The sequence below is a fragment of the Nonomuraea sp. NPDC049158 genome, from assembly GCF_040648335.1.
GTDB lineage: Bacteria > Actinomycetota > Actinomycetes > Streptosporangiales > Streptosporangiaceae > Nonomuraea.
In genome coordinates this window covers 97,805-116,176 of record NZ_JBEZDM010000025.1, presented here as the reverse complement: position 1 = coordinate 116,176, position 18,372 = coordinate 97,805, and the positions used below count along the sequence as shown (strand labels likewise).

Annotated in this window: 18 protein-coding genes and 1 riboswitch; of the genes, 9 read left to right on the top strand and 9 right to left on the bottom strand. The window is 70.5% G+C overall.

The annotated features are described in order from the left end of the window. Positions 1 to 16 precede the first annotated feature (16 nt). Both AB0B61_RS39565 and AB0B61_RS39560 read right to left on the bottom strand, forming a co-directional pair. The gene (locus tag AB0B61_RS39565) at positions 17 to 829 is read right to left on the bottom strand and encodes an ABC transporter permease (protein WP_358443492.1); all 813 of its coding nucleotides are present in this window, start codon (positions 827 to 829) and stop codon (positions 17 to 19) included. Between the two features lie 20 nt (positions 830 to 849). Then, complete coding sequence (locus AB0B61_RS39560; protein ID WP_358443490.1) at positions 850 to 1,791, bottom strand: ABC transporter ATP-binding protein; 942 nt, start codon at positions 1,789 to 1,791, stop codon at positions 850 to 852. 188 nt (positions 1,792 to 1,979) lie between these two features. Between AB0B61_RS39560 and AB0B61_RS39555 the strand changes: the two genes are divergently transcribed. Next, entirely contained in the window at positions 1,980 to 3,827 is a 1,848-nt protein-coding gene (locus AB0B61_RS39555; RefSeq protein WP_358443487.1) for an AfsR/SARP family transcriptional regulator, read from the top strand. A 112-nt stretch (positions 3,828 to 3,939) separates the two neighbouring features. After that, positions 3,940 to 4,191 (top strand): LuxR C-terminal-related transcriptional regulator, encoded by a 252-nt coding sequence (locus tag AB0B61_RS39550; RefSeq protein ID WP_358443485.1) that lies wholly within the window; start codon positions 3,940 to 3,942, stop codon positions 4,189 to 4,191. Positions 4,192 to 4,230: 39 nt separating this feature from the next. On the opposite strand, the gene AB0B61_RS39545 is transcribed toward AB0B61_RS39550, so the two are convergent. Then, complete coding sequence (locus tag AB0B61_RS39545) at positions 4,231 to 4,593, bottom strand: nuclear transport factor 2 family protein (RefSeq protein WP_358443483.1); 363 nt, start codon at positions 4,591 to 4,593, stop codon at positions 4,231 to 4,233. Positions 4,594 to 5,093: 500 nt separating this feature from the next. On the opposite strand from AB0B61_RS39545, the gene AB0B61_RS39540 reads away from it, so the two are divergent. After that, positions 5,094 to 5,513 (top strand): GNAT family N-acetyltransferase, encoded by a 420-nt coding sequence (locus AB0B61_RS39540; RefSeq protein WP_358443480.1) that lies wholly within the window; start codon positions 5,094 to 5,096, stop codon positions 5,511 to 5,513. A gap of 25 nt (positions 5,514 to 5,538) precedes the next feature. On the opposite strand, the gene AB0B61_RS39535 is transcribed toward AB0B61_RS39540, so the two are convergent. Next, the gene (locus AB0B61_RS39535; protein WP_358443477.1) at positions 5,539 to 6,141 is read right to left on the bottom strand and encodes a C40 family peptidase; all 603 of its coding nucleotides are present in this window, start codon (positions 6,139 to 6,141) and stop codon (positions 5,539 to 5,541) included. A gap of 3 nt (positions 6,142 to 6,144) precedes the next feature. Then, positions 6,145 to 6,281: riboswitch (cyclic di-AMP (ydaO/yuaA leader) on the bottom strand. 117 nt (positions 6,282 to 6,398) lie between these two features. Here AB0B61_RS39535 and AB0B61_RS39530 point away from each other — a divergent pair. Further along, positions 6,399 to 7,166: a helix-turn-helix transcriptional regulator gene (locus AB0B61_RS39530; RefSeq protein WP_358443474.1), complete on the top strand. Its 768-nt coding sequence runs from the start codon at positions 6,399 to 6,401 to the stop codon at positions 7,164 to 7,166. Here the strand turns inward: AB0B61_RS39530 and AB0B61_RS39525 are convergent. After that, positions 7,149 to 9,890 carry a LuxR C-terminal-related transcriptional regulator gene (locus AB0B61_RS39525; RefSeq protein ID WP_358443471.1) on the bottom strand — a complete coding sequence of 914 codons (2,742 nt, stop codon included), beginning with the start codon at positions 9,888 to 9,890 and terminating at the stop codon, positions 7,149 to 7,151. The genes AB0B61_RS39530 and AB0B61_RS39525 overlap by 18 nt on opposite strands. 70 nt (positions 9,891 to 9,960) lie before the next feature. Here AB0B61_RS39525 and AB0B61_RS39520 point away from each other — a divergent pair, with 70 nt between their 5' ends. Continuing rightward, positions 9,961 to 10,578, top strand: a complete 618-nt coding sequence (locus AB0B61_RS39520) for a dihydrofolate reductase family protein (protein WP_358443468.1) — start codon at positions 9,961 to 9,963, stop codon at positions 10,576 to 10,578. Positions 10,579 to 10,647: 69 nt separating this feature from the next. Here the strand turns inward: AB0B61_RS39520 and AB0B61_RS39515 are convergent, their stop codons facing one another. Together AB0B61_RS39515 and AB0B61_RS39510 are read right to left on the bottom strand one after the other, a co-directional pair. Continuing rightward, positions 10,648 to 11,289, bottom strand: coding sequence for an NAD(P)H-binding protein (locus AB0B61_RS39515; RefSeq protein WP_358443465.1), 642 nt, complete (start codon positions 11,287 to 11,289; stop codon positions 10,648 to 10,650). Positions 11,290 to 11,337: 48 nt separating this feature from the next. Continuing rightward, the gene (locus AB0B61_RS39510) at positions 11,338 to 12,282 is read right to left on the bottom strand and encodes an EamA family transporter (RefSeq protein WP_358443463.1); all 945 of its coding nucleotides are present in this window, start codon (positions 12,280 to 12,282) and stop codon (positions 11,338 to 11,340) included. 45 nt (positions 12,283 to 12,327) lie between these two features. Here AB0B61_RS39510 and AB0B61_RS39505 point away from each other — a divergent pair, with 45 nt between their 5' ends. Beyond that, positions 12,328 to 12,819 (top strand): MarR family transcriptional regulator, encoded by a 492-nt coding sequence (locus AB0B61_RS39505; RefSeq protein WP_358443461.1) that lies wholly within the window; start codon positions 12,328 to 12,330, stop codon positions 12,817 to 12,819. 54 nt (positions 12,820 to 12,873) lie between these two features. Here AB0B61_RS39505 and AB0B61_RS39500 read toward each other — a convergent pair whose 3' ends face one another. Further along, the gene (locus AB0B61_RS39500) at positions 12,874 to 13,749 is read right to left on the bottom strand and encodes a maleylpyruvate isomerase family mycothiol-dependent enzyme (protein ID WP_358443459.1); all 876 of its coding nucleotides are present in this window, start codon (positions 13,747 to 13,749) and stop codon (positions 12,874 to 12,876) included. A gap of 264 nt (positions 13,750 to 14,013) precedes the next feature. Here AB0B61_RS39500 and AB0B61_RS39495 point away from each other — a divergent pair, with 264 nt between their 5' ends. After that, positions 14,014 to 15,426: an MFS transporter gene (locus AB0B61_RS39495; protein WP_358443457.1), complete on the top strand. Its 1,413-nt coding sequence runs from the start codon at positions 14,014 to 14,016 to the stop codon at positions 15,424 to 15,426. Here the strand turns inward: AB0B61_RS39495 and AB0B61_RS39490 are convergent. After that, positions 15,368 to 15,859 (bottom strand): TIGR03618 family F420-dependent PPOX class oxidoreductase, encoded by a 492-nt coding sequence (locus tag AB0B61_RS39490; RefSeq protein ID WP_358443455.1) that lies wholly within the window; start codon positions 15,857 to 15,859, stop codon positions 15,368 to 15,370. The two genes, AB0B61_RS39495 and AB0B61_RS39490, sit on opposite strands and share 59 nt — an antisense overlap. A gap of 105 nt (positions 15,860 to 15,964) precedes the next feature. On the opposite strand from AB0B61_RS39490, the gene AB0B61_RS39485 reads away from it, so the two are divergent. Together AB0B61_RS39485 and AB0B61_RS39480 are read left to right on the top strand one after the other, a co-directional pair. Then, positions 15,965 to 17,164, top strand: coding sequence for an amidohydrolase (locus AB0B61_RS39485; protein ID WP_358443453.1), 1,200 nt, complete (start codon positions 15,965 to 15,967; stop codon positions 17,162 to 17,164). A gap of 101 nt (positions 17,165 to 17,265) precedes the next feature. After that, the gene (locus AB0B61_RS39480) at positions 17,266 to 18,363 is read left to right on the top strand and encodes a PrsW family intramembrane metalloprotease (RefSeq protein WP_358443451.1); all 1,098 of its coding nucleotides are present in this window, start codon (positions 17,266 to 17,268) and stop codon (positions 18,361 to 18,363) included. Positions 18,364 to 18,372: the final 9 nt, after the last annotated feature.

Sequence of the window (18,372 nt, the reverse complement as noted above, 5' to 3'; positions counted from 1 at the left end):
CCTGCCCTTGACGAGATCAGATGTTGCGAGCGCGCTTGATCAGGGCCCGGCCGCCCACGGTGTAGGCGATGGCCGCCAGGACGGCCAGCACCAGGAGGTCCTGCCACGCGTCGGCGAAACCGAAGAACGCGGCGTTGCGCATCCCGTCGATCGCGTACGTCAGCGGGTTGATCATCGCTACCCACTGCAGCACGGTGGGCATGCTGTCGATCGGGTAGAGCGACGGGGCGCTGAACACGAGAACGGGGATCGACACGTTCGACAGCAGCATGAAGACCTGGTAGTCGGTGATCAGGATCGCCGTGGCCAGATACAGCCCGTTGAAGGCGAGGGCGGCCAGCGTGAGCGTCGACAGCAGGCCGACCCAGGCTTGCAGGTCGAACGGCAACGCGAAGATGAGCACCGCCACACCCAGGGCCAGCAGCGCCTGTCCCAGCACCAGTGACACGCCCGCGATCACCTTGCCGAGCAGGAAGCGTGACCTGCGCAGCGGGTAGGACCACAGCTGCGTCGCCGCGCCGCTCATCTCCTCCTGGAACACCGCCATGCCGGACGTTCCCGCCGCGCTGACGACCGACATCGCCAGCGTCATCGGCAGCAGGAAGATCGTGAACGGCACGTCGACGCCCTTGTAGTGGACGACCCTGAGGAGGTTGCCCAGCGAGGTGTTCACGAGCAGCAGGTAGATCAGCATCGGGGCCAGGCCGAGGATGAGATACACCCGGTTGCGGGCGAGCAGCGCGTACTCGCGGTAGAGCACCGCGGACAGGTCGGCCGCCTTCGGGGTCCCGGTCGGAGGAGTGTTGTCGAATGCCAGCTTGGCGGCCACATTTGCCCCTTTTGTAGGGATCAGTCCTCGGCTTCCGTCATCCGGAGGAAGACCTGCTCCAGCGAGTCCGTGACGGTCGAGACGCCGGAGATCGCGACCGCGTGGTCCAGGCAGTGCCGCGACAGTTCCGGCAGCACCTCCTGCGCTCGCGCGCCGTGGATGCGTACGTCGGACTCCTCGACCGTGGCCTTGAGCCCGGCCAGCTCCGCCCAGGCCGCCACCACCAGGCCGGCCGCCGGATCGTCGAGGGCCACCAGCAAGTGGGTGGTGCCGAACTCCTCGACGAGTTCGCGCGGTTTGGCGAAGCGCAGCACTTTTCCATGGTTGATGACCATCACGCGCTGGCTGTTGCGTTCCAGCTCGTCGATGTGGTGGCTGGTCCACAGCACGGTCACGCCGTGCTCCTCGCGCAGCCAGGTCACGAAGCGCTCGATGTGCCGCCGCCCCACCACGTCCAGCCCGGCGGAGGGCTCGTCGAGGATCAGCAGCCGCGGAATGGTGAGCAACGCCCGTACCAGCTGCAACCGCTGTCGCTGACCGCCCGACAGCTGGAAGCAGAAGCGCGGCAGGGCCTCCGTCAAGCTGAGGAAGTCCGCCAGTTCGAGCGCCCACGGCCGCACGGCACGCCACTTCAGACCGCGGAAGCGGGCGGCGATCCGCAGGTTGTCGAGCGCCGGCAGCATCATGTCGAACGGGCCCGACTGGTGCATCGCCCCGATGCCGCTCTTGGCGGCGACCGGCTGGCGCACCGGATCGGCGCCGAAGACGCGGACCTGGCCGGAGGTAGGGGTGGTGACCCCGCAGATCATTTTGATCAGAGTCGTCTTCCCGGCGCCGTTGGGCCCCAGGAGCCCGATGGTCTCTCCCTGCGCGATCTCGAACGAGACATCGTCCACCGCCGGTCTCTCGCTGCGCCGATAGCGTTTGGTCAGCCCCACGGCCGTCACCACATCGCTCGACACGGCACCACCCTTCACTTCCCGCTCGACAGAACGTGCAGGTTGTCGGCTGCTGGAGATGTGTTGCAGGTCGAGTATGGACCGGCGATCAGCGGGTGACACAACCCCACAAACGTGGGCTGTACGGGACGGTATGCCGAACGACAGAGGGCACATTGTGTGATCACGCTCCGTGTGATCATCATCGGCACATGGACCCGGTTCAGTCGCGCGTTCCGTACACCCTGCGCATGCCGGCCGCCACTCCCGGCGTGACCTGGCAGCTCCCGGAGGAGACCGACCCGGCGGCCGCACTGCCGTGCGTGGTCCTGGTGGATCGCGCGGGGATCTCCGAGTTCGCCGTGCTCCAGCGCGGGCTGCGCACGCTCGGCGTGCCGAGCGTGCGGATCGACGCCGGGTCGATCGGCGGCCTGCGGATCCTGACCCGGCTCGACGACGGCTCGCTGACGGTGAACGGGCGCCGCATCATCCCCACCGTCACCTGGGTGCGGCACTTCTCACCGCGGGCCGTGCAGGGGGAGAACGGCTCGGCGCTGTCGCTGTTCCGGGCCGACTCGTGGGCCGCCCTCATCGACCAGTTGTCGTCGCTGTCGGCCGCCCGGCTGCCCGGCGGCAGCGATCTGGGGCGATTGGTGCAGCTGGACGGGGCGGCGGAGGCAGGAGTCCGTACCCCGCGCACGATCGCCACGACCGACCTGGGGGCGGCGAGCGCGGCGCTGGCCAGCGACCGGATCATCGTCAAGGCGCTCGACCAGCATTTCGTCGAGACCGAACCGGGCACCCTGCACGGTGTCTTCCCGGAGATCGTGGCCGGCGTCGCGGCCAGAAAGCTGCCCGCGCGGGACGCGCCCATGATCGTCCAGGAGTACGTCGACCACTGGGCGGAGCTGCGCGTCTACTTCGTGGATGGCGAGATCCGGGCCTTCCGCGTCGGCAAACCGTCGCCGGAGGCGATCTGGTGCGACGCGGCGTCGGTCACGGTCTCTCCGGCGGCGGCGCCGGAGCCCGTGGTGGCGGCGGTGCACCGGCTCGCCGGGATCTGGGGCCTGCGCTACGGCGCCTTCGACTTCCTGCTGACCAGGCAAGGACCGGTCTTCCTCGAAGTCAATCGCGACGGCGATTGGCGATGGTTCGAAGCCAAGGCCGGGGTCGACGACGTCTCCATCGCCACGCTTTCCACGGTGCGTACACTCCACCGCCAGGTGGCCAGGGCGGGTTCGGCGCCGATCGACCTGGCCGGATTCCTGGCGCTGGGCACCGACCGGATCAAGCGGGCGAAAGCCAGCACCTCGCGCTTGGACGCCCGCGTGCTCGGCGCGCTCGAGGTCCGGGTGGACGGCACGCTCGTGCACGTCAGCGCCAGGAAGGCCCGGCTGCTGGCGGCCATCCTGCTCTCCCGCCCGAACCAGGTGGTTCCGACGGACCAGCTGATCGATTCCTTGTGGGGAGAACGACCACCCCCCACGGCACGCAAGAACCTGCAGGTCTACGTCTCGGCGTTGCGGCGGAGATTCGGGGACCGGATCTCCTACCAAGGCTGGGGATACCGGCTCGACGCCGGGCCGGACGAGCTCGACCTCCTCAGGTTCCGGCGGCTGGCCGGCGCCGGCCGGGACATGCGGCGCAGAGGCGACGCCGAGGCCGCGTTGACCGCGCTCGACGACGCCCTGCGCCTGTGGGGCGGCCAGCCGCTCGCGGAGTTCTCGGGTGTCGCCTTGGTCGATGAGGCGGTCGGCAGATTCACCGACCTGTACCTCACGGTCAACGAGGACTGGGCGGAACTCGAGATCGAGCGGGGCGGCCACGTCGAGGTGCTGAACCGGCTCGACGACCTGGTGCCCTTCTTTCCCGCGCGAGAGCGGCTCGTGGCGGCGAGGATGACCGCTCTCGCCGGTTGCGGCCGCGCGCCGGAGGCGCTCTCGCAGTTCGAGACCGTACGCCGGCATCTCGTGGCCGAACTCGGCATCGACCCCAGCCCCGTACTCAGGAATCTCTACGAGGAGATCTTCCAAAGGCAGCTCGCCCGGGCCGATCCTTAACCGCTCGCATGGTCCGGCCATACCGCTGATTAAGCAGACGCTTCTAGCTTGCACACAGAGGTGCTTTCACCAGGGGCGCCTCTGGCCAAGGCGATCCGAACCGGGACTTGCTATGGATCTTGTTTTCGACGATCTGATAACTGATCGCGACACGCGGCTGATCGTCCTGCTGGCCAGGGGATATACGACGACAAGAATCGCCCGCGAGCTGAAACTCAGCCGATATACGGTGGCGGAGCGGATCAGCAAGCTCCTCGACCGATTCGCCTGCAGTAACCGGAGCCAGCTCGTGGCGTACTCCTATGCCCACAAGCTCCTGGACGTCGGCATCTGGCCACCGGGCGCCTCCGAGCCGCTTCCTTGAGGAACCCGGCTGCTCCCAAGGATCGTCGTGGGAGCCGCGTCAGAACATGCCGTGTGGCACCTCCGCCGGTTCGGGGACCGGCTGGACCACGTCCCAGTGCTCGGCGATCAGGCCGTCTTCGACCCGCCAGAAGTCCACGACCGCCAGGCCGCGCCCGCCTTCCCGGGGGATCAGGTGATAGTGCATCACCACGAGATCGCCTTCCGCCACGACCCGCTTGAGCTCCAGCCGGGAGGTGGCCAGCGGGGAGTCTCTGATGAAGTCGATGAAGGCTTGCCTGCCCGATGGGTTGCCCGGGCTGTGCTCGATGAAGTCCTCGCTCAGGAGCGTCTGGAGCACCTCGATGTTGCCCGCGGCGAACTCCGCGAAGCCGGACATGATCAGTTCTTTGCTGCTCGTCATGGGAGAACGCTGACAGCGGCCGCGGGGTGGTGTCGATTACCTGGGATGTACTTTCCCCCGATGCTCGGGCGAAGAAGCAACTCGGGTTGACGATGAATGAAACGGGTGGCCGCTGTGCTCGCCGCGCTGGCGGTAGGTGCCGGGGTGATGGCCGGGACCGGGGTCGCCGGCGCCGAGACCGCCTGGTCACCCTGCCCGCCGCCGACATCACCTGCCACGCGGACTGAACATCAGGATCTGTTCCGAGAGGTGCCACAGCCTTGTGCCCGTAGGATGACCGGCTGGACCTGATCGCTGCCCAGCTGGGCAGGCGTCAGCACCGTACGACATGAGAGGCACAGCACCATGGCGAACCGGGACGCCATCGCGCTCGATGACCCGGTGGGCGCATCACTGCGCGGTCACCACGCGCACCATGCCCGCCGGCTCGGCAGGGCGGCCACTTACCAGCCGGATGTCGCGACCTTCTCCGCGGTGAGCGCCGACCCGGATCCGCAGGAGTGGGCCGACCTCGCCCGGCTGCTCGGCCGAGGCGAGCTCGCCGACATGTTCAGCCGCGCAACGGTGCCGCCGCCGGACTGGGAGCCGGTCTTCGTCCTCGAAGGCCGCCAGATGACCTGGTCCGGCGGCGGCCGCCGCCCTGCCGAGACCGGCACCGAGGTGGTCGAACTCGGCAGGGACAGCGTGCCCGAGATGCTCGATCTCGTCGCGCGGGCCAAGCCGGGGCCGCCGCCCCCGAGGCACGCGGGCGAGGCCATGCCGCCCGCCTGGTCGGTGCGCTCGTCGCCCGGATCGTGGCTCGTGACGAACGTCCCTTCATACATGTGGCCGAGGCGAACACCGGCGCGATCGCCCTCTACGAGCGGCTCGGATTCGAGACCCGCAAGCCCGTGACCTTCCGGGGGTTCCGCACGCCGTGACGGCTTCCGTCACTGAGCCGGGGCGCTACCGGACCTTGGTCCGCAGGGCCCCCGCCGTTGGCCACAGGCCGGCGGTGAGCAGGGTGGTCTTGCGTTGCTCGATGGAGAGCCGCACGCCCTTGGGGTCCGGCCGTACGGCGCCCGCGAACGAGTCCCTGCGCCAGTCGGAGAGCTTCTCCTCCTTGACCACGTCTCCGGTGTGCGGCGCGTGCACCATGTATCCGGGCCTCGAGATCATCCCCACGTGCCCGAGTCCGTGGAAGAAGACCAGGTCACCTGGCTTGAGGTGGGCCCAGGAGATCTTCTTGGAGAACGCGCTGTACTGCTCCGTCGTGGTGCGCGGCAGCTCGATCCCGGCGTGCTTGTACGCCTTGAGCATGAGCCCGGAGCAGTCGTAGCCGCTGTCGCTGGTCCCGCCCCAGACGTACGGGATACCGCGCTTCTTCATGGCGAACTTCAGGGCGACCTTCCAGGCCGGAGTGGTCTGGCCCGTCTGCTGCTGGACGGGCTTGCTCTCGGTGCCGGTAGAGGTGCTGGGGCCGGTAGGGGTGGTGGGGTCGGCGTGAGCTGGAGCGGCCAGAGTGAGCCCGGCGACGGCTGCCGCCAGGCAGATGGCGAGGGGAGCCACTGCTGTGTCCTTCCATACGGCCTACCGGGTTAGCTGACGGGCTCGGGCCTGGAAGTGGCCCTACGGCTATGCCGATTCGCCCCAGAGGGAACTTGGGTCCCCGGCTCCACGCGGGTGAGTGGATTAGGCGGGACGAACACTAACAAAACGGTCAAAGACTTGTAAACTGTCTAAAATCGGGCGTCAACTAGGCGGGCATGACATGGCAGGTAATCGACACCACCCTGGAAGGCCAGGTAGAACCAGCCACTATGCACATGGATCAGCCGATAGGGGAGTTGCTGCGAGACTGGCGGCACCTGCGCGGGCTCACGCAGCTCGACCTGGCCCTCCAGACCGACGTGTCCGCGCGGCACGTCAGCTTCGTCGAGACCGGGCGGACGATCCCGAGCCGGTCCATGGTGCTGCGCCTGGCCGAGCAGCTCGATGTGCCGCTGCGCGCGCGCAACCGGCTGCTGCTCGCGGCCGGGTACGCGCCCATCTACCCCGAGCGCCCGCTTGACGACCCCGACCTGGGCAAGGCGTACGAGGCGCTCCAGCGGATCCTGCGCGGTCACGAGCCGTATCCGGCGATGGCCCTGGACCACCGGTGGAACCTGTTACTGGCCAACGACGCCATGAACGTCTTCCTCGACGACGTGGACCCGGCCCTCCTGCGGCCGCCGGTGAACATGATGCGACTCGGCCTGCATCCGGACGGGTTCGCGCCACGCGTGCGGAACCTGGCGCAGGTCCGCGGGTTCCTGCTGCCCCGGCTCGCCAGGCAGGTCGCCCGCGCGGGTGATCCGGAGCTGAGCGCGCTCTACGAGGAGCTGCTGACCTATGGAGACGATGGCGAGGCGCCTCTGCCCGACCCCGCAGACATCGCGTTGCCCGTACGGATCACGCATCGGGGGGACGAGCTCTGCTTCTTCAGTACGATCACGACGTTCGGCGCGGCGTTCGACATCACCCTGGAAGGGGTCGCCGTCGAGGCGTATTTCCCCGCCGACGACGAGACCACGCGGCTAGTCGGGAACCGTTGATGCCACTGATGTGGCCAGTTCGGTACGGTTCGCGACACCCAGCTTCGCGTACACGTGAGCCAGGTGCGTCTTGACCGTACTGCGGCTCATGAAGAGCCGTTTGCCGATCTCCGGGTTCGTCAGCCCGTCGACGGCCAGCTGGACGACCTCGCGCTCGGCGGGGGTCAGGCTGGCCCAGCCGCTCGCCGGCCGCCGCCGGGTGGTGCGGGCCCGCCGCGCGTAGGCGATGGCCTCGTCGAGGTCCATCAGACGGCCCTCGGCCAGCGCGTCGTCGTACTCGGGCGCCCCCAGGGCCGGCTCCGTATGGAGGGTGTGGTCCGGCCGTGGACAGCCCAGATCGTCCCGCGCCCGGTCGCAGGCGCCCAGCAGGCGGGCGGCCTGGAGCGGCGAGCCGCGTTGGGCGGCCAGGGAGACCAGCGCGTCCAGACTGTCCAGGCAGGCCAGGCGGAGTCCGTGCTCGGCTCGTAGGGCGAGGGCCTCGTGGTGCAGGAGTACGGCCCGATCCGGGTCGGCCAGGAACGCCTGCTGCTCCAGCGCGGCGGCGATCAGCCTCGGCATCCCCTGGGTTCTGGCGAGTTCGAGGGCGCCCGAGCAGCTGCGCTCGGCCGCCGCGAGGTCACCGGCCGCGCGCAGGGCGGCCACGAGAGCTATGCGGGTCTCGAGCGCGAGATCCTCGTCCGAGGCGTCGCCTCCGGACCAGGAAGCCTCGCGGCGGTACGACTCGATCGCGAGGTCCGGCCGGCCGTCCCCCAAGTGGATCTGGCCGATCGCCAGCGCCAGCCGTGGGATGAAGGGCTGCGCGGGCGCCCGGTCCACCAGGCGGACGATCGGGTCGAGGGCCTCTCGCGCCTCGGCCGGTCGGCCCTGGAGCCCGCGGACGAAGGCCAGGACACTCCGGGCGGTGCCGACCCGGTGGTAGTCGGCGAGCGGGTGCGCGACGTCGACGGCCTGAGCGGCCAGGTCCCCGGCCTGCCGAAGCCGGCCGAGGTGGGCGTTGCTGAGAGCCATCAGCCCGAGCGCCATGGCCGCGATCCCGCGGTCGCCCCGGCGGACGAGCCCGGTGACGGCGGTCTCCAGGAGGGTGATGGCCTCCTGGTGCTCGTCCAGGGAGTGGGCCACGAGACCGGCGACGGCGCCGGCCGCGTCGGCGGCGAACGCGTCACCGGCCGCGCTCGCTTCGGCGCGGATGTCGAGCGCCTGGGCTCGCATGCCATCGAGATCGTGGCCGAACAGCCCGATCGCGCCCAGTACCCCCGCCAGGCGGGCGGTTCGGGGGTCTCCGCAGGCGCGGGCCATGTCCCTGGCCGCGTTCGCCGCGTCGAAGTCATCGCCGAACGGGTGCGTCGTGTCGGCCACCAGCGCCAGGCCGGTGAGCACCCGGGCCTGAAGGGCGGAATGTTCGTCGAGGCCCGAGCCTCTGTCCGCCGCCAGGCGCAGCAGGCTCAGCCCTTCGTGCCTGCGCCCTTCGAGGTGCCACAGCCACGCCAGCGCCGCCGCCAGCCGGCGTCCCTTGTGCGGGTCGTCGAGCGAAAGACCCCATTCGAGCGCCGTACGCAGGTTGGGGTACTCGGCGTGGATCAGCGCCCGCCAAGCGTCCTTGTCCGTATCGAGGAGCGGGGCGGCGCCCTCGGCGATGGCGAGATACGTGGTGAGATGACGGTCCTGTACGGCGGACAGCTCGCCCGACGAGGTCAGGCGGCCCAGCGCGTAGTGGCGGACCGTCTCCAGCATCCGGTAGCGCGTCACTCCCTCGCCGGTCTCCGCGACGAGCGCGACGAGCAGGGACTTGTCCACGAGCCGCCGCAGCGCGGGCAGGACCGCGATGCCGTCGAAGCCGCAGACGTTCTGGGCCGCGGCCAGGGTGAACCCGGCCTGGAAAACGCCGAGGCGGCGGAACAGCAGCCGCTCGTCCGCTTCCAGAAGGTCGTGGCTCCAGGCCATCGACGCCTCCAGGGTCCGCTGGCGCGGCGGGGCGGCCCGGGGGCCCGCTATGAGCAGGCCGAACCGGTCGTCCAGTTCGGTGACGATCTCATACGGGGACAGGGTCCCGGTCCAGGCGGAGGCCAGTTCGATCGCGAGAGGGATCCCGTCGAGCCGGGCGCAGATCTGGTCGACGGCGCTCGCGGCCGCCGGCGTCGCCGCGCCGCGTGCACAGCGCTCGGCGAACAGCGTCACCGCGTCACCGGCGTCCATCGGCGGCACCCGCCACACCACCTCGCCCAGGACGCCGAGCGGCTCCCGGCCGGTCGCGAGCACGGTGAGGTGCGGGCAGCGGCGCAGCAGCTCGGACACCACCTCGGCGACCGCGGGCAGGAGATGCTCGCAGTTGTCCAGGACCAGCAGCAGGTGGCGGTCGTGCAGCTGCCGGGCCAGCGCGGGCGTCGCGTCGGTCCCCGGCGCCGGCAGCACCCCGAGCCCGGACGCGATGTGCCGCGCCACGATGGCGGGATCCGTCTCGCGGGAGAGGTCGATCCACCAGACGCCGTCGCGCCAGAAGTCCACCTGCCGCTCCGCGGTCCGCTTGGCCAGGCGGGTCTTCCCGCAGCCTCCCGGGCCGGTCAGGGTCAGACAGCGCGCGCCGGTGAGGGCGACGGCGACCGAGCGGAGCTCGGCTTGGCGGCCGACGAACGACGTCAGCTCGGCGGGCAGGTTGTGGGCGTACGTCGTGGAGGCCGGGCCGGTCCGCCTGCCTCTGACCTCGTACGCATGCCGCAGATCGGCCACCTGGCCGATGTTATCGCTCGCCGTTCCCCCAAAGATGGTGACAACGGAGCAAACGATAAGGAAGTGACTCATGAGCGCAGCTCAGAACGCCGGCCGCACCGTCATCGGCAACATCCTCCTGTCCCTGGACGGCCGCGTCTCGGGCCCGGCGGGCGAGTACGACATGGGCTGGATCGTGCCGCACGCCATCAGCGAGGGCGCCAGGGAGCACGTCGCCCGCATCACGGAGACGGCCACCACGGTGCTGCTCGGGCGCAAGAACTACCAGGGATTCGGCGGCTTCTGGCCGTCGGTCGCCAACGACGACGCGGCCGACCCCCGGGACCGGTCGTTCTCCCAGTGGCTCAACGCTGTGGAGAAGGTGGTGTTCTCCTCGACGCTCAAGGAGGCGCCATGGGAGAACAGCCGCATCGTCGACGCCGCCCCGGCCGAGGTGGTCAAGGACCTGCGCGGGCAGGACGGCGGCGACATCGTCGTACTGGCCAGCGGTAGCGTCATCAAGGACCTCCTGCTGGCCGACGAACTGGACCGGCTGAGCGTCATCCTGGCCCCGGAGCTGGTCGGGGGCGGGGCGCGCCTGTTCGAGGACGGCCTGCCGACCTCGAGCTGGCGCCTCACGAGCGAGGCCGAGACCACGGCGAGCGGCGCCCTGTGCCTGTTCTACGACCGCGTCCGTGAGGGTGGCTGACATCCGCTGACGTCCGCGAGGCCGGCTGACGTCGGCGAGGCCGGGTGACATCCGCGACGCCGGGTGACGTCAGTACGCGGCGGTGAACCTGACCCGGTGGTGCCTGGGCCGTTCCGCCTCGTCCAGCAGCACGACCGCGAGGTCCTCCATGGAGATCGCCGAGTTCCCCTCGGCGTCCATGAGCAGCTCGTCGGCGCCCAGCCGGTAGACGCCGGTACGCTCGCCCGGCGCCAGCAGCGCGGCCGGACTCAGGTACGCCCAGTCCACGCCGGTCTCCGCGCGGCAGACGTCGAGCTGGTCGTTGCAGGCCAGCGCGATGTCGCGATAGGCGTCGGACATGAAGCGCGGGTCGTCGAGCACGGTACGCCCGCCGGATCCGGGAACGGTCAGCCCGGCCGCCCCGCCGACGAGCAGCAGCCGGACGCCGGTCCCCGCGAGCCCCGCCAGCAGCGCCTTGGCGGTCGTGACGAGATCGTGCTCGCGACCGGTGGGCGGGCGGGTCGCGCTGATCACGAGGTCCTGGCCGGTGCCGAGCCTGGTCACGTCCTCGACATAGGCGGCGTCGCCGACCTGCGGATGGGCGCCGGGGTGCAGTGAGGGGAAGCGGGCCGGGTCGCGTACGACGGCGGTGACCTCGTGGCCACGGGACAGCGCCTCGGCGACCACACGAGCGCCGACGCTGCCGGCCGCTCCGAACACGGTGATGCGCATGGTTTCTCCTTGATGAGCAGCGAGAGTGAGGGGGTGGAGATCGGACGGTCAGGGCGTGGGGATCAGACGATCACGAGTGGGCGCGTCCGCCTGACCTGGCAGCTTCTGCTCTGGGTCGTTACGAGGGGCTGGGCCGCGACGGGGGCGGCTGGTCTGGGCCGCTACTAGAGCTGTCAGGACGACGAGCCCGCCCACGATCTGGGCCACGGTGAGCGACTGTCCGAGGGCGAGCCAGCCCAGCGCGGTGGCGACCAGCGGGCTGAGCAGGCCGAGGAAGGTGACGTGGGTGGGGGACAGGGCGCGGATCCCGCGGAACCACAGGGAGTAGGCGACGGCCGAGCCGATGACGGCGAGGTAGGCGTACCCGGTCAGGTTCGCCGGGGTCAGTGCGGCGGGCGGCGGACCCTCGACGAGGAGGGCCACCGGGAGCAGCAGCAGGCCGCCCGCCACCAGCTGCCAGCCGGTGGTCGCGAGCAGGGGCGCCGGTGAGGTCCACCGCTTGCTGAGGACGACTCCGGTGGCCATGACGATCGCGCCTCCGGCGGCCGCGGCGATGCCGACGGCGTCCAGCCGGGCGTCGGCCCGCAGGACGAGGAGGCTGACACCGGCCACACCCGCCACGGCGGCGATCGCCGTACGCGCGGACAGGCGCTCGCCGAGCAGGCCGGAGGACAGACCGGCGACCAGGAGGGGCTGCACCGCGCCGATGGTCGCGGCCACCCCGCCGGGCAGCCGGTAGGCGCCGATGAACAGCAGCGCGAAGAACAACCCGATGTTGAGCGCACCGAGGACGAGCGCGCGCCACCACCACACCCCTCGCGGCAGGCGCCGGGTGAGCAGGAGGAGCAGCAGCCCGGCGGGCAGGGCCCGGACGACCGCGGCCAGGAGCGGGCGGCCGGGCGGCAGCAGTTCGGTGGTGACGAGGTAGGTGGTCCCCCAGATGGCCGGGGCCAGCGCGGTCACCATGATCAGGGCAAGTCGATTTCTTAGCACTAAGACAATGTATCTCATCGCTAAGACATCCGATAGGGTGGAGTTGTGACTGATCATGTTGACCGGGTGCTGGAGCAGTGGGCCGAGCAGCGCCCCGATCTGGATGTGTCGCCGATGGCGATCATCGGGCGGCTGTCACGACTGTCGCGGCTGATCGGCACGGAGCTGACCCGTACGTTCAGCGCTCACGAGCTCGACTCGGCGTCGTTCGACGTGCTGGCCACGCTGCGGCGCAATGGACGGTCGCTGACCCCGGCCGAGCTCATGAAGTCGGCCATGGTCACCTCGGGGGCGATCACCCAGCGCCTCGACCGCCTCCAGTCCCGGGGCCTGGTGTCCCGTACACCCAGCGAGAAGGACGGCCGAGTCGTGCACGTCGCCCTCACCGAGGAGGGCCGGGCGCTGATCGACCGGGCGCTGCCCGATCACGTCGAGACCGAGCACCGGCTGCTCGCCGCGCTCTCCGAGCCCCGGCGCGCCGCCCTGGCCGGCGAGCTCAAGGAGCTCCTGGAGTCACTGGGCGACACCCTGGACTGAACGGCGTACGCCGCCTGCCTGCCGGGCGATCACTCAGACGGGCGGGATGAGGGATCAGACCGGCGGGACGAGGGTGAAGTATCGGTCGAGCACGGCCCGGTCACCGTGCACGTCGAGCCGCTCGTACGGGATGCGGTGCCACAGGAACAGCATGAGGTCCGACGCGGTCCCGGCCACCACCACGTCACAGCCGTCCGCGTCCCCGACGCCCACGTCGGTCCCTTCCCCGATACTCACCTCGATTCCTTCTCCGACACTCACCTCGGTCTCTTCTTCGAGGCTCACGTCGGCCCCGTTCACGAGGCTCACGTCGGCCCCGTCGAAGCGGGCCGTCCACCGCCCCGGCCCGTCGCTCTGCCGGAAGCCGTACGTCTCTCCCGCTCCGGGCGGTGCCGCCGTCCAGGCCCGCCGGGCCGGGGCCATCACCTCGAACGTCTGCCCCACCGCGTCGGCCGCCAGCTCCGCGTCCATCGGCCCGGCGGTCCCCGCCACCGTTTCGGCGTCCCAGCGGTGAATGGCCGCCTCGATCGTCTGCATCCGCAGCCAGAACCCGACGCTCTGCTCGCCCGACCACGTCCACACCGGCACGTCCGGATCCGTGGTGGCGAACGCGGTCTCCAGCTTGGCGGCGCCCTCCGCGAACCAGTCGAGCAGCCCGGCCGGCAGCGGCCCGGTCGCCGGTGCCCCCGCCGGATCCGGCCAGCCCGCCGGATCGGCCGGCAGACCGAGGAAGGACAGGTCCGCGGGGTCCGGCTGCTCGGTGAGCCGGTCGCCGATGACCCACACCAGATAGCGGTGCACACCGCCCAGATGCATGACGAGATCGGGCACGCCCCAACCCGGACAGGACGGCACCAGAGCGGAACCCACGGCCCGGCACGCCGCCTCGAACGCGCGGACCTCCCGACCGAAGTGGGAAAGATGATCCATGCCTTCACTCTGCCCGCCCCGCCCAATCCCCGCCAGCGACAAGCGCCTGATGCCCGGCGCTCACCAACGTCCGCCGGGCATCCGCCCCCGGAGGGGGTCTCCCTCCGCAGGGAGCTCTGCCGCGACGGGCCGTCTTCTTCCGCTCCCCCGAAGGGGGATCCCTCCAAAAGGACCCCGGCCACCACGGATCGTCACAGAAATTGAGACGGTCGTGTGACGAACCCCCCGGGAACCACTGTGGGCCCCCGCACTAGCCTGGTTGGAATGAGATTCGGCGGGACGCTGGCCGTGCTTCTGTCCGCCTGGTTCATGGCCCAGTTCGACTTCTTCGTGGTCAACGTCGCCGCGCCGTCGTTCGAACGCGAGCTGCACGCGAGCCCCGCCGCCCTGGAGCTCATCGTGGGCGGCTACGCCTTCACCTACGCGGCGGGCATGATCACCGGCGGGCGGCTCGGTGACCGGTACGGCTACCGGCGGATGTTCATCGGCGGCGTGGTCGCGTTCACGATCGCGTCGCTGCTGTGCGGGATCGCGCTGAACCCGGCCCAGCTCGTCGCCGCCCGCCTGCTGCAGGGATTGGCCGGTGCGGCGATGGTGCCGCAGGTGCTCGCCATGATCTCCGCGGTCTTCCCGCCGCACGAGCGGCGCCGCGCCGTGGGCTGGTACGGCGCGGCCGGCGGTCTCGGCTCGATCGCCGGCCAGGTGCTGGGCGGGCTGCTGTTGTCGGCCGATCTGTTCGGGCTCGGCTGGCGGGTCATCTTCCTGATCAACCTGCCGGTCGGCCTGGTCGTGGTCCCGCTGGCCGTCTGGCTGCTGCCCAGGGTCGAGCCGGCCGGGCGCTCACGGCTGGACCTGCTCGGCGCGGCCGGGCTGGCCGCCGGGCTGGCGCTGGTCCTGGTGCCGCTCGGCCTCGGCAACGGCGCGGGCTGGCCCGCCTGGACGTGGATCTGCATCGGCGCGAGCCTGCCTCTCCTGGGCCTGACGCTGCGCTGGCAGTACGTCCTCGGCAGGCGCGGCGGTCAGCCGGTGCTGGACCTGGCGCTGCTCAAGGTGCACTCCTACCTGGCGGGCGTCGGCGCGATCACCGCGTTCATGGCCTACTTCGCCTCGTTCATGTTCACGCTCACGCTGCTGCTCCAGGGCGGGTTGCGGCTCACCGCGTTCCAGGCCGGGCTGGCGTTCGCGCCGATGGGCGTGCTGTTCACGATCAGCTCGCTGCTGGGGACCCGCCTGGTCGGGAGGTACGGCCTGATCGTCGTCATGATCGGCGGACTCGTGACCGCGTCGGGCCTGGCGCTGCTGCTGGGCACGGCGGGTGCCGGGCTGCCGTGGATCATGGCCGCGCTGGTGCTCGTGGGGCTCGGCAACGGCCTGGTGATCCCGCAGCTCATCGGGGCGGCACTGGTGGAGGTCGCGCCGCACCAGGCGGGCATCGGCTCGGGATTCCTCAGTACGGCCCAGCAGTTCGGGGGCTCGGGTGGGGTCGCGGTGATCGGGGCGGTCTTCTTCGCGGCCTCGACCGGCGGCGACTACACCGGTGCGATGCGCTGGTCGGCCGCCATAGATCTGGCGCTCATCCTCGCCGTGGTCGCGGTGGTGGCCTACAACCGGCGGCGGGCTATTCGGCGGGCGGCGCCGGCAGCGACGTCCCGTACAGCCGGGAGACCCGGAGCCTGATCACCAGCCGCCGGTCCGCGACCGCCTGACCCAGGAACGCGGCCGCGCCGACCGGGTCTTCGAGGCCCGCCGGACGTCCCGACCGCATGGCCAGCAGCTCCCGGCCCACCTCGTCGCCGGGCTCGACGCTCACCGGTGACAGCTCGGCCAGGCCCTCGGCCACGGCGTAGGACCAGAAGTCGTCGCTGGCCACGTACAGGGCGGCGCGCGGGTCCTTGTGCAGCTGGCGTACTTTGAGCCGGCCGTCGACCGTCGCGACGCGCACCACCCGCTGGTCGGAGTCCCAGTCGTACACGACGGTCGACAGGTGCGGGCGGCCGTTGGCGCCCAGCGTGGCCAGCGCGCCGAAGCGCTGCTGGCTGAGCAGGTGGGACAGGTCCTCGTCCGGCAGGCTGCTGGGGCCGGGCTCGTAGGCGGCCTGATCCTCGGCCAATTCGTTCTCCTTTGACTGTTGCCGAAACCCTACCCAAGCCCTGGTCAAGGAGCGAAGCGCACGGACTGCTATATGCCGAAATATCGGTCAATGTAGGTTGCTGTTATGAATCTCGCGATCACCAGCGGATATGTCGTGCCGGTTGATGGCGCTCCGATCGAGGGCGGCACCGTGCTGATCCAGGACGGGAAGATCGCCGCGGTCGGCCGCGAGGTCGAGATACCGCAGGGGACCCCTGTCGTCGACGCGGCCGGTGGCTGGGTGCTGCCGGGCTTCGTCGAGGCCCACGGCCACCTGGGCGTGCACGAGGAGGCCCAGGGCTGGGCCGGCCAGGACACCAACGAGACGACCGACCCCAACGGCGCCCGCCTGCGCGCCCTAGACGCCATCAACCCGGCCGACCTGGGCTTCGCCGACGCGCTCTCCGGCGGCGTCACCACCGCCGTGATCAAGCCGGGGTCGGCCAACCCCATCGGCGGCCAGACGGTGGCGGTCAAGTGCTGGGGCCGTACCGTCGACGAGATGCTGATCCGGGAGCCGGTGAGCGTGAAGAGCGCCCTCGGCGAGAACCCCAAGCGCGTCTACGGCGACCAGAAGCGGCTGCCCGCCACCCGCCAGGGCGTGGCGGCGGTGATCCGCGACGCGTTCATGAAGGCGCAGGACTACCGGGCCAGACGGGCCGCGGCCGCCGACGAGGGCAAGCCGTTCGAGCGCGACGCCACGCAGGAGATCCTCGTCCGCGTGCTCGACGGCGAGCTGCCCTGGTGCCAGCACACGCACCGGGCCGACGACATCGCGACCGCGCTGCGGCTGGCGGACGAGTTCGGCTACCGGGTGGTGATCAACCACGGCACGGAGGGGCACCTGATCGCCGACGTACTGGCCGAGCGCGGCATTCCGGTCATCATCGGGCCGCTCTTCACCAGCCGCTCCAAGGTCGAGCTCCGGCACCGCTCGCTGCGCAATCCGGGCATCCTCGCGCGCGCCGGGGTCGAGCTGGCGATCACCACCGACCACCCGGTGGTGCCGATCCACTTCCTGGTCCACCAGGCGACGCTGGCGGTCAAGGAGGGGCTGGACCGGGACGTGGCACTGCGGTCCATCACCGTCAACCCGGCCCGCATCATGGGCCTCGACGACCGGGTGGGCGCCCTGCGTCCGGGGCTCGACGGCGACGTGGTGATCTGGTCCGGTGATCCGCTGGACATCATGAGCCGGGCGCTGCGGGTCTTCGTCGACGGCCGCGAGGTGTACTCGTACGAGGACGGGGTCGCCGATCCCTACTACCGGGAAGCCGCACAGTGATCGAGCCCGGTAAGTAGGCGATCAAGCTCGGCAAGTAATCGTCAAGCGTCTGTCGACGGGCCCGATCCATAGTGGGAGCCCGTCCGAAAAGAGGTATGGCGATGACAGTGCGGACCCGACCTTCTTCGCTCCCGCAGCGGCCCAGCAAGGCGCTCCTGATCTGCCTGGTGATCTCGAGCGCCCTGGCGGTGCTCGTGCTGGTCAGCATGCTGCTGAAGGGTGGCCCGCTCGGGTTCGGCCTGTCGATGCTGCTGGCGCTGGCGCCCCTGCCGCTGCTGCTCGCGGCGGTGCTCTCGCTCGACCGGCTGGAGCCCGAGCCCGGGTTGCACCTGGGCTTCGCGTTCGCGTGGGGCGCGGGCGTGGCCATCGCGCTGGGCATCGTGCTGACCCTCGCCGGCCAGGCCATGTTCGCCAGAGCCGGTTACGGCGAGCAGACCGTCTACCAGCTGGGGACGGCCTTCCTGGCTCCGGTGATCGAGGAGGCGCTCAAGGGTTCGGCGCTGCTGCTGCTCCTGGTCAGAAGGCGGGAGATCGACGGCCTCACCGACGGCATCGTGTACGGCTCGATGGCCGGCCTGGGCTTCGCGGTCGTCGAGAACGTCGGCTACTACCTGGGCGCGTTCACCGAGGACGGTGTGGGCGGGGCCGTGCAGCTGTTCGTGATCAGGGGGCTGATCGACCCGCTCGGCCACCCCGTCTACACCGCGATGACCGGGCTCGGCGTCGCGTACGCGCTCACCCGCCGCGGCCCCGCGCGGTTCGCGGCCATCCCGCTCGGCTACTTCGGCGCGGTCTTCCTGCACGGGCTCTGGAACGGCACCGCCTTGCTCCAGTCGCTCGGCTGGCTGGCCCTGGCCTACCTGGTGATCATGGGAGCGCTCATCGGGCTCATCCTGGTGACCGTTCGCGAGCGCAGGCAGTTGGTGGCCAAGATAGGCGTCTACCTGCCTGCGTACCAGCCCACCGGGCTCCTCACCCCGCCGGACATCAAGATGCTGAGCACCCTGTCCGCCCGCCGGTCCGCGCGCAAGTGGGCCAAGGGCGTGGGGCTCGGCCGGGCGATGGGCGACTACCAGCAGGCGGCGACCGAGCTGACCATGCTGCACCTGCGCGCCGAACGCGAAGGCGCGGACCCGGTCGGGTTCGCCGCCGAGCGCGACGTGCTGCTCGACGCCTTGAGCCAGGCCCGGCGCTGGTAGCCACCGTCG

Bases quoted from the DNA above. Each gene is read 5' to 3' on its own strand.
- AB0B61_RS39480 (WP_358443451.1), top strand. From the start codon at position 17,266: ATGACAGTGCGGACCCGACCTTCTTCGCTCCCGCAGCGGCCCAGCAAG.
- AB0B61_RS39500 (WP_358443459.1), bottom strand. From the start codon at position 13,749: ATGGATCATCTTTCCCACTTCGGTCGGGAGGTCCGCGCGTTCGAGGCG.
- AB0B61_RS39550 (WP_358443485.1), top strand. From the start codon at position 3,940: ATGGATCTTGTTTTCGACGATCTGATAACTGATCGCGACACGCGGCTG.
- AB0B61_RS39515 (WP_358443465.1), bottom strand. From the start codon at position 11,289: ATGCGCATCACCGTGTTCGGAGCGGCCGGCAGCGTCGGCGCTCGTGTG.
- AB0B61_RS39555 (WP_358443487.1), top strand. From the start codon at position 1,980: ATGGACCCGGTTCAGTCGCGCGTTCCGTACACCCTGCGCATGCCGGCC.
- AB0B61_RS39485 (WP_358443453.1), top strand. From the start codon at position 15,965: ATGAATCTCGCGATCACCAGCGGATATGTCGTGCCGGTTGATGGCGCT.
- AB0B61_RS39520 (WP_358443468.1), top strand. From the start codon at position 9,961: ATGAGCGCAGCTCAGAACGCCGGCCGCACCGTCATCGGCAACATCCTC.
- AB0B61_RS39530 (WP_358443474.1), top strand. From the start codon at position 6,399: ATGGATCAGCCGATAGGGGAGTTGCTGCGAGACTGGCGGCACCTGCGC.
- AB0B61_RS39545 (WP_358443483.1), bottom strand. From the start codon at position 4,593: ATGACGAGCAGCAAAGAACTGATCATGTCCGGCTTCGCGGAGTTCGCC.
- AB0B61_RS39495 (WP_358443457.1), top strand. From the start codon at position 14,014: ATGAGATTCGGCGGGACGCTGGCCGTGCTTCTGTCCGCCTGGTTCATG.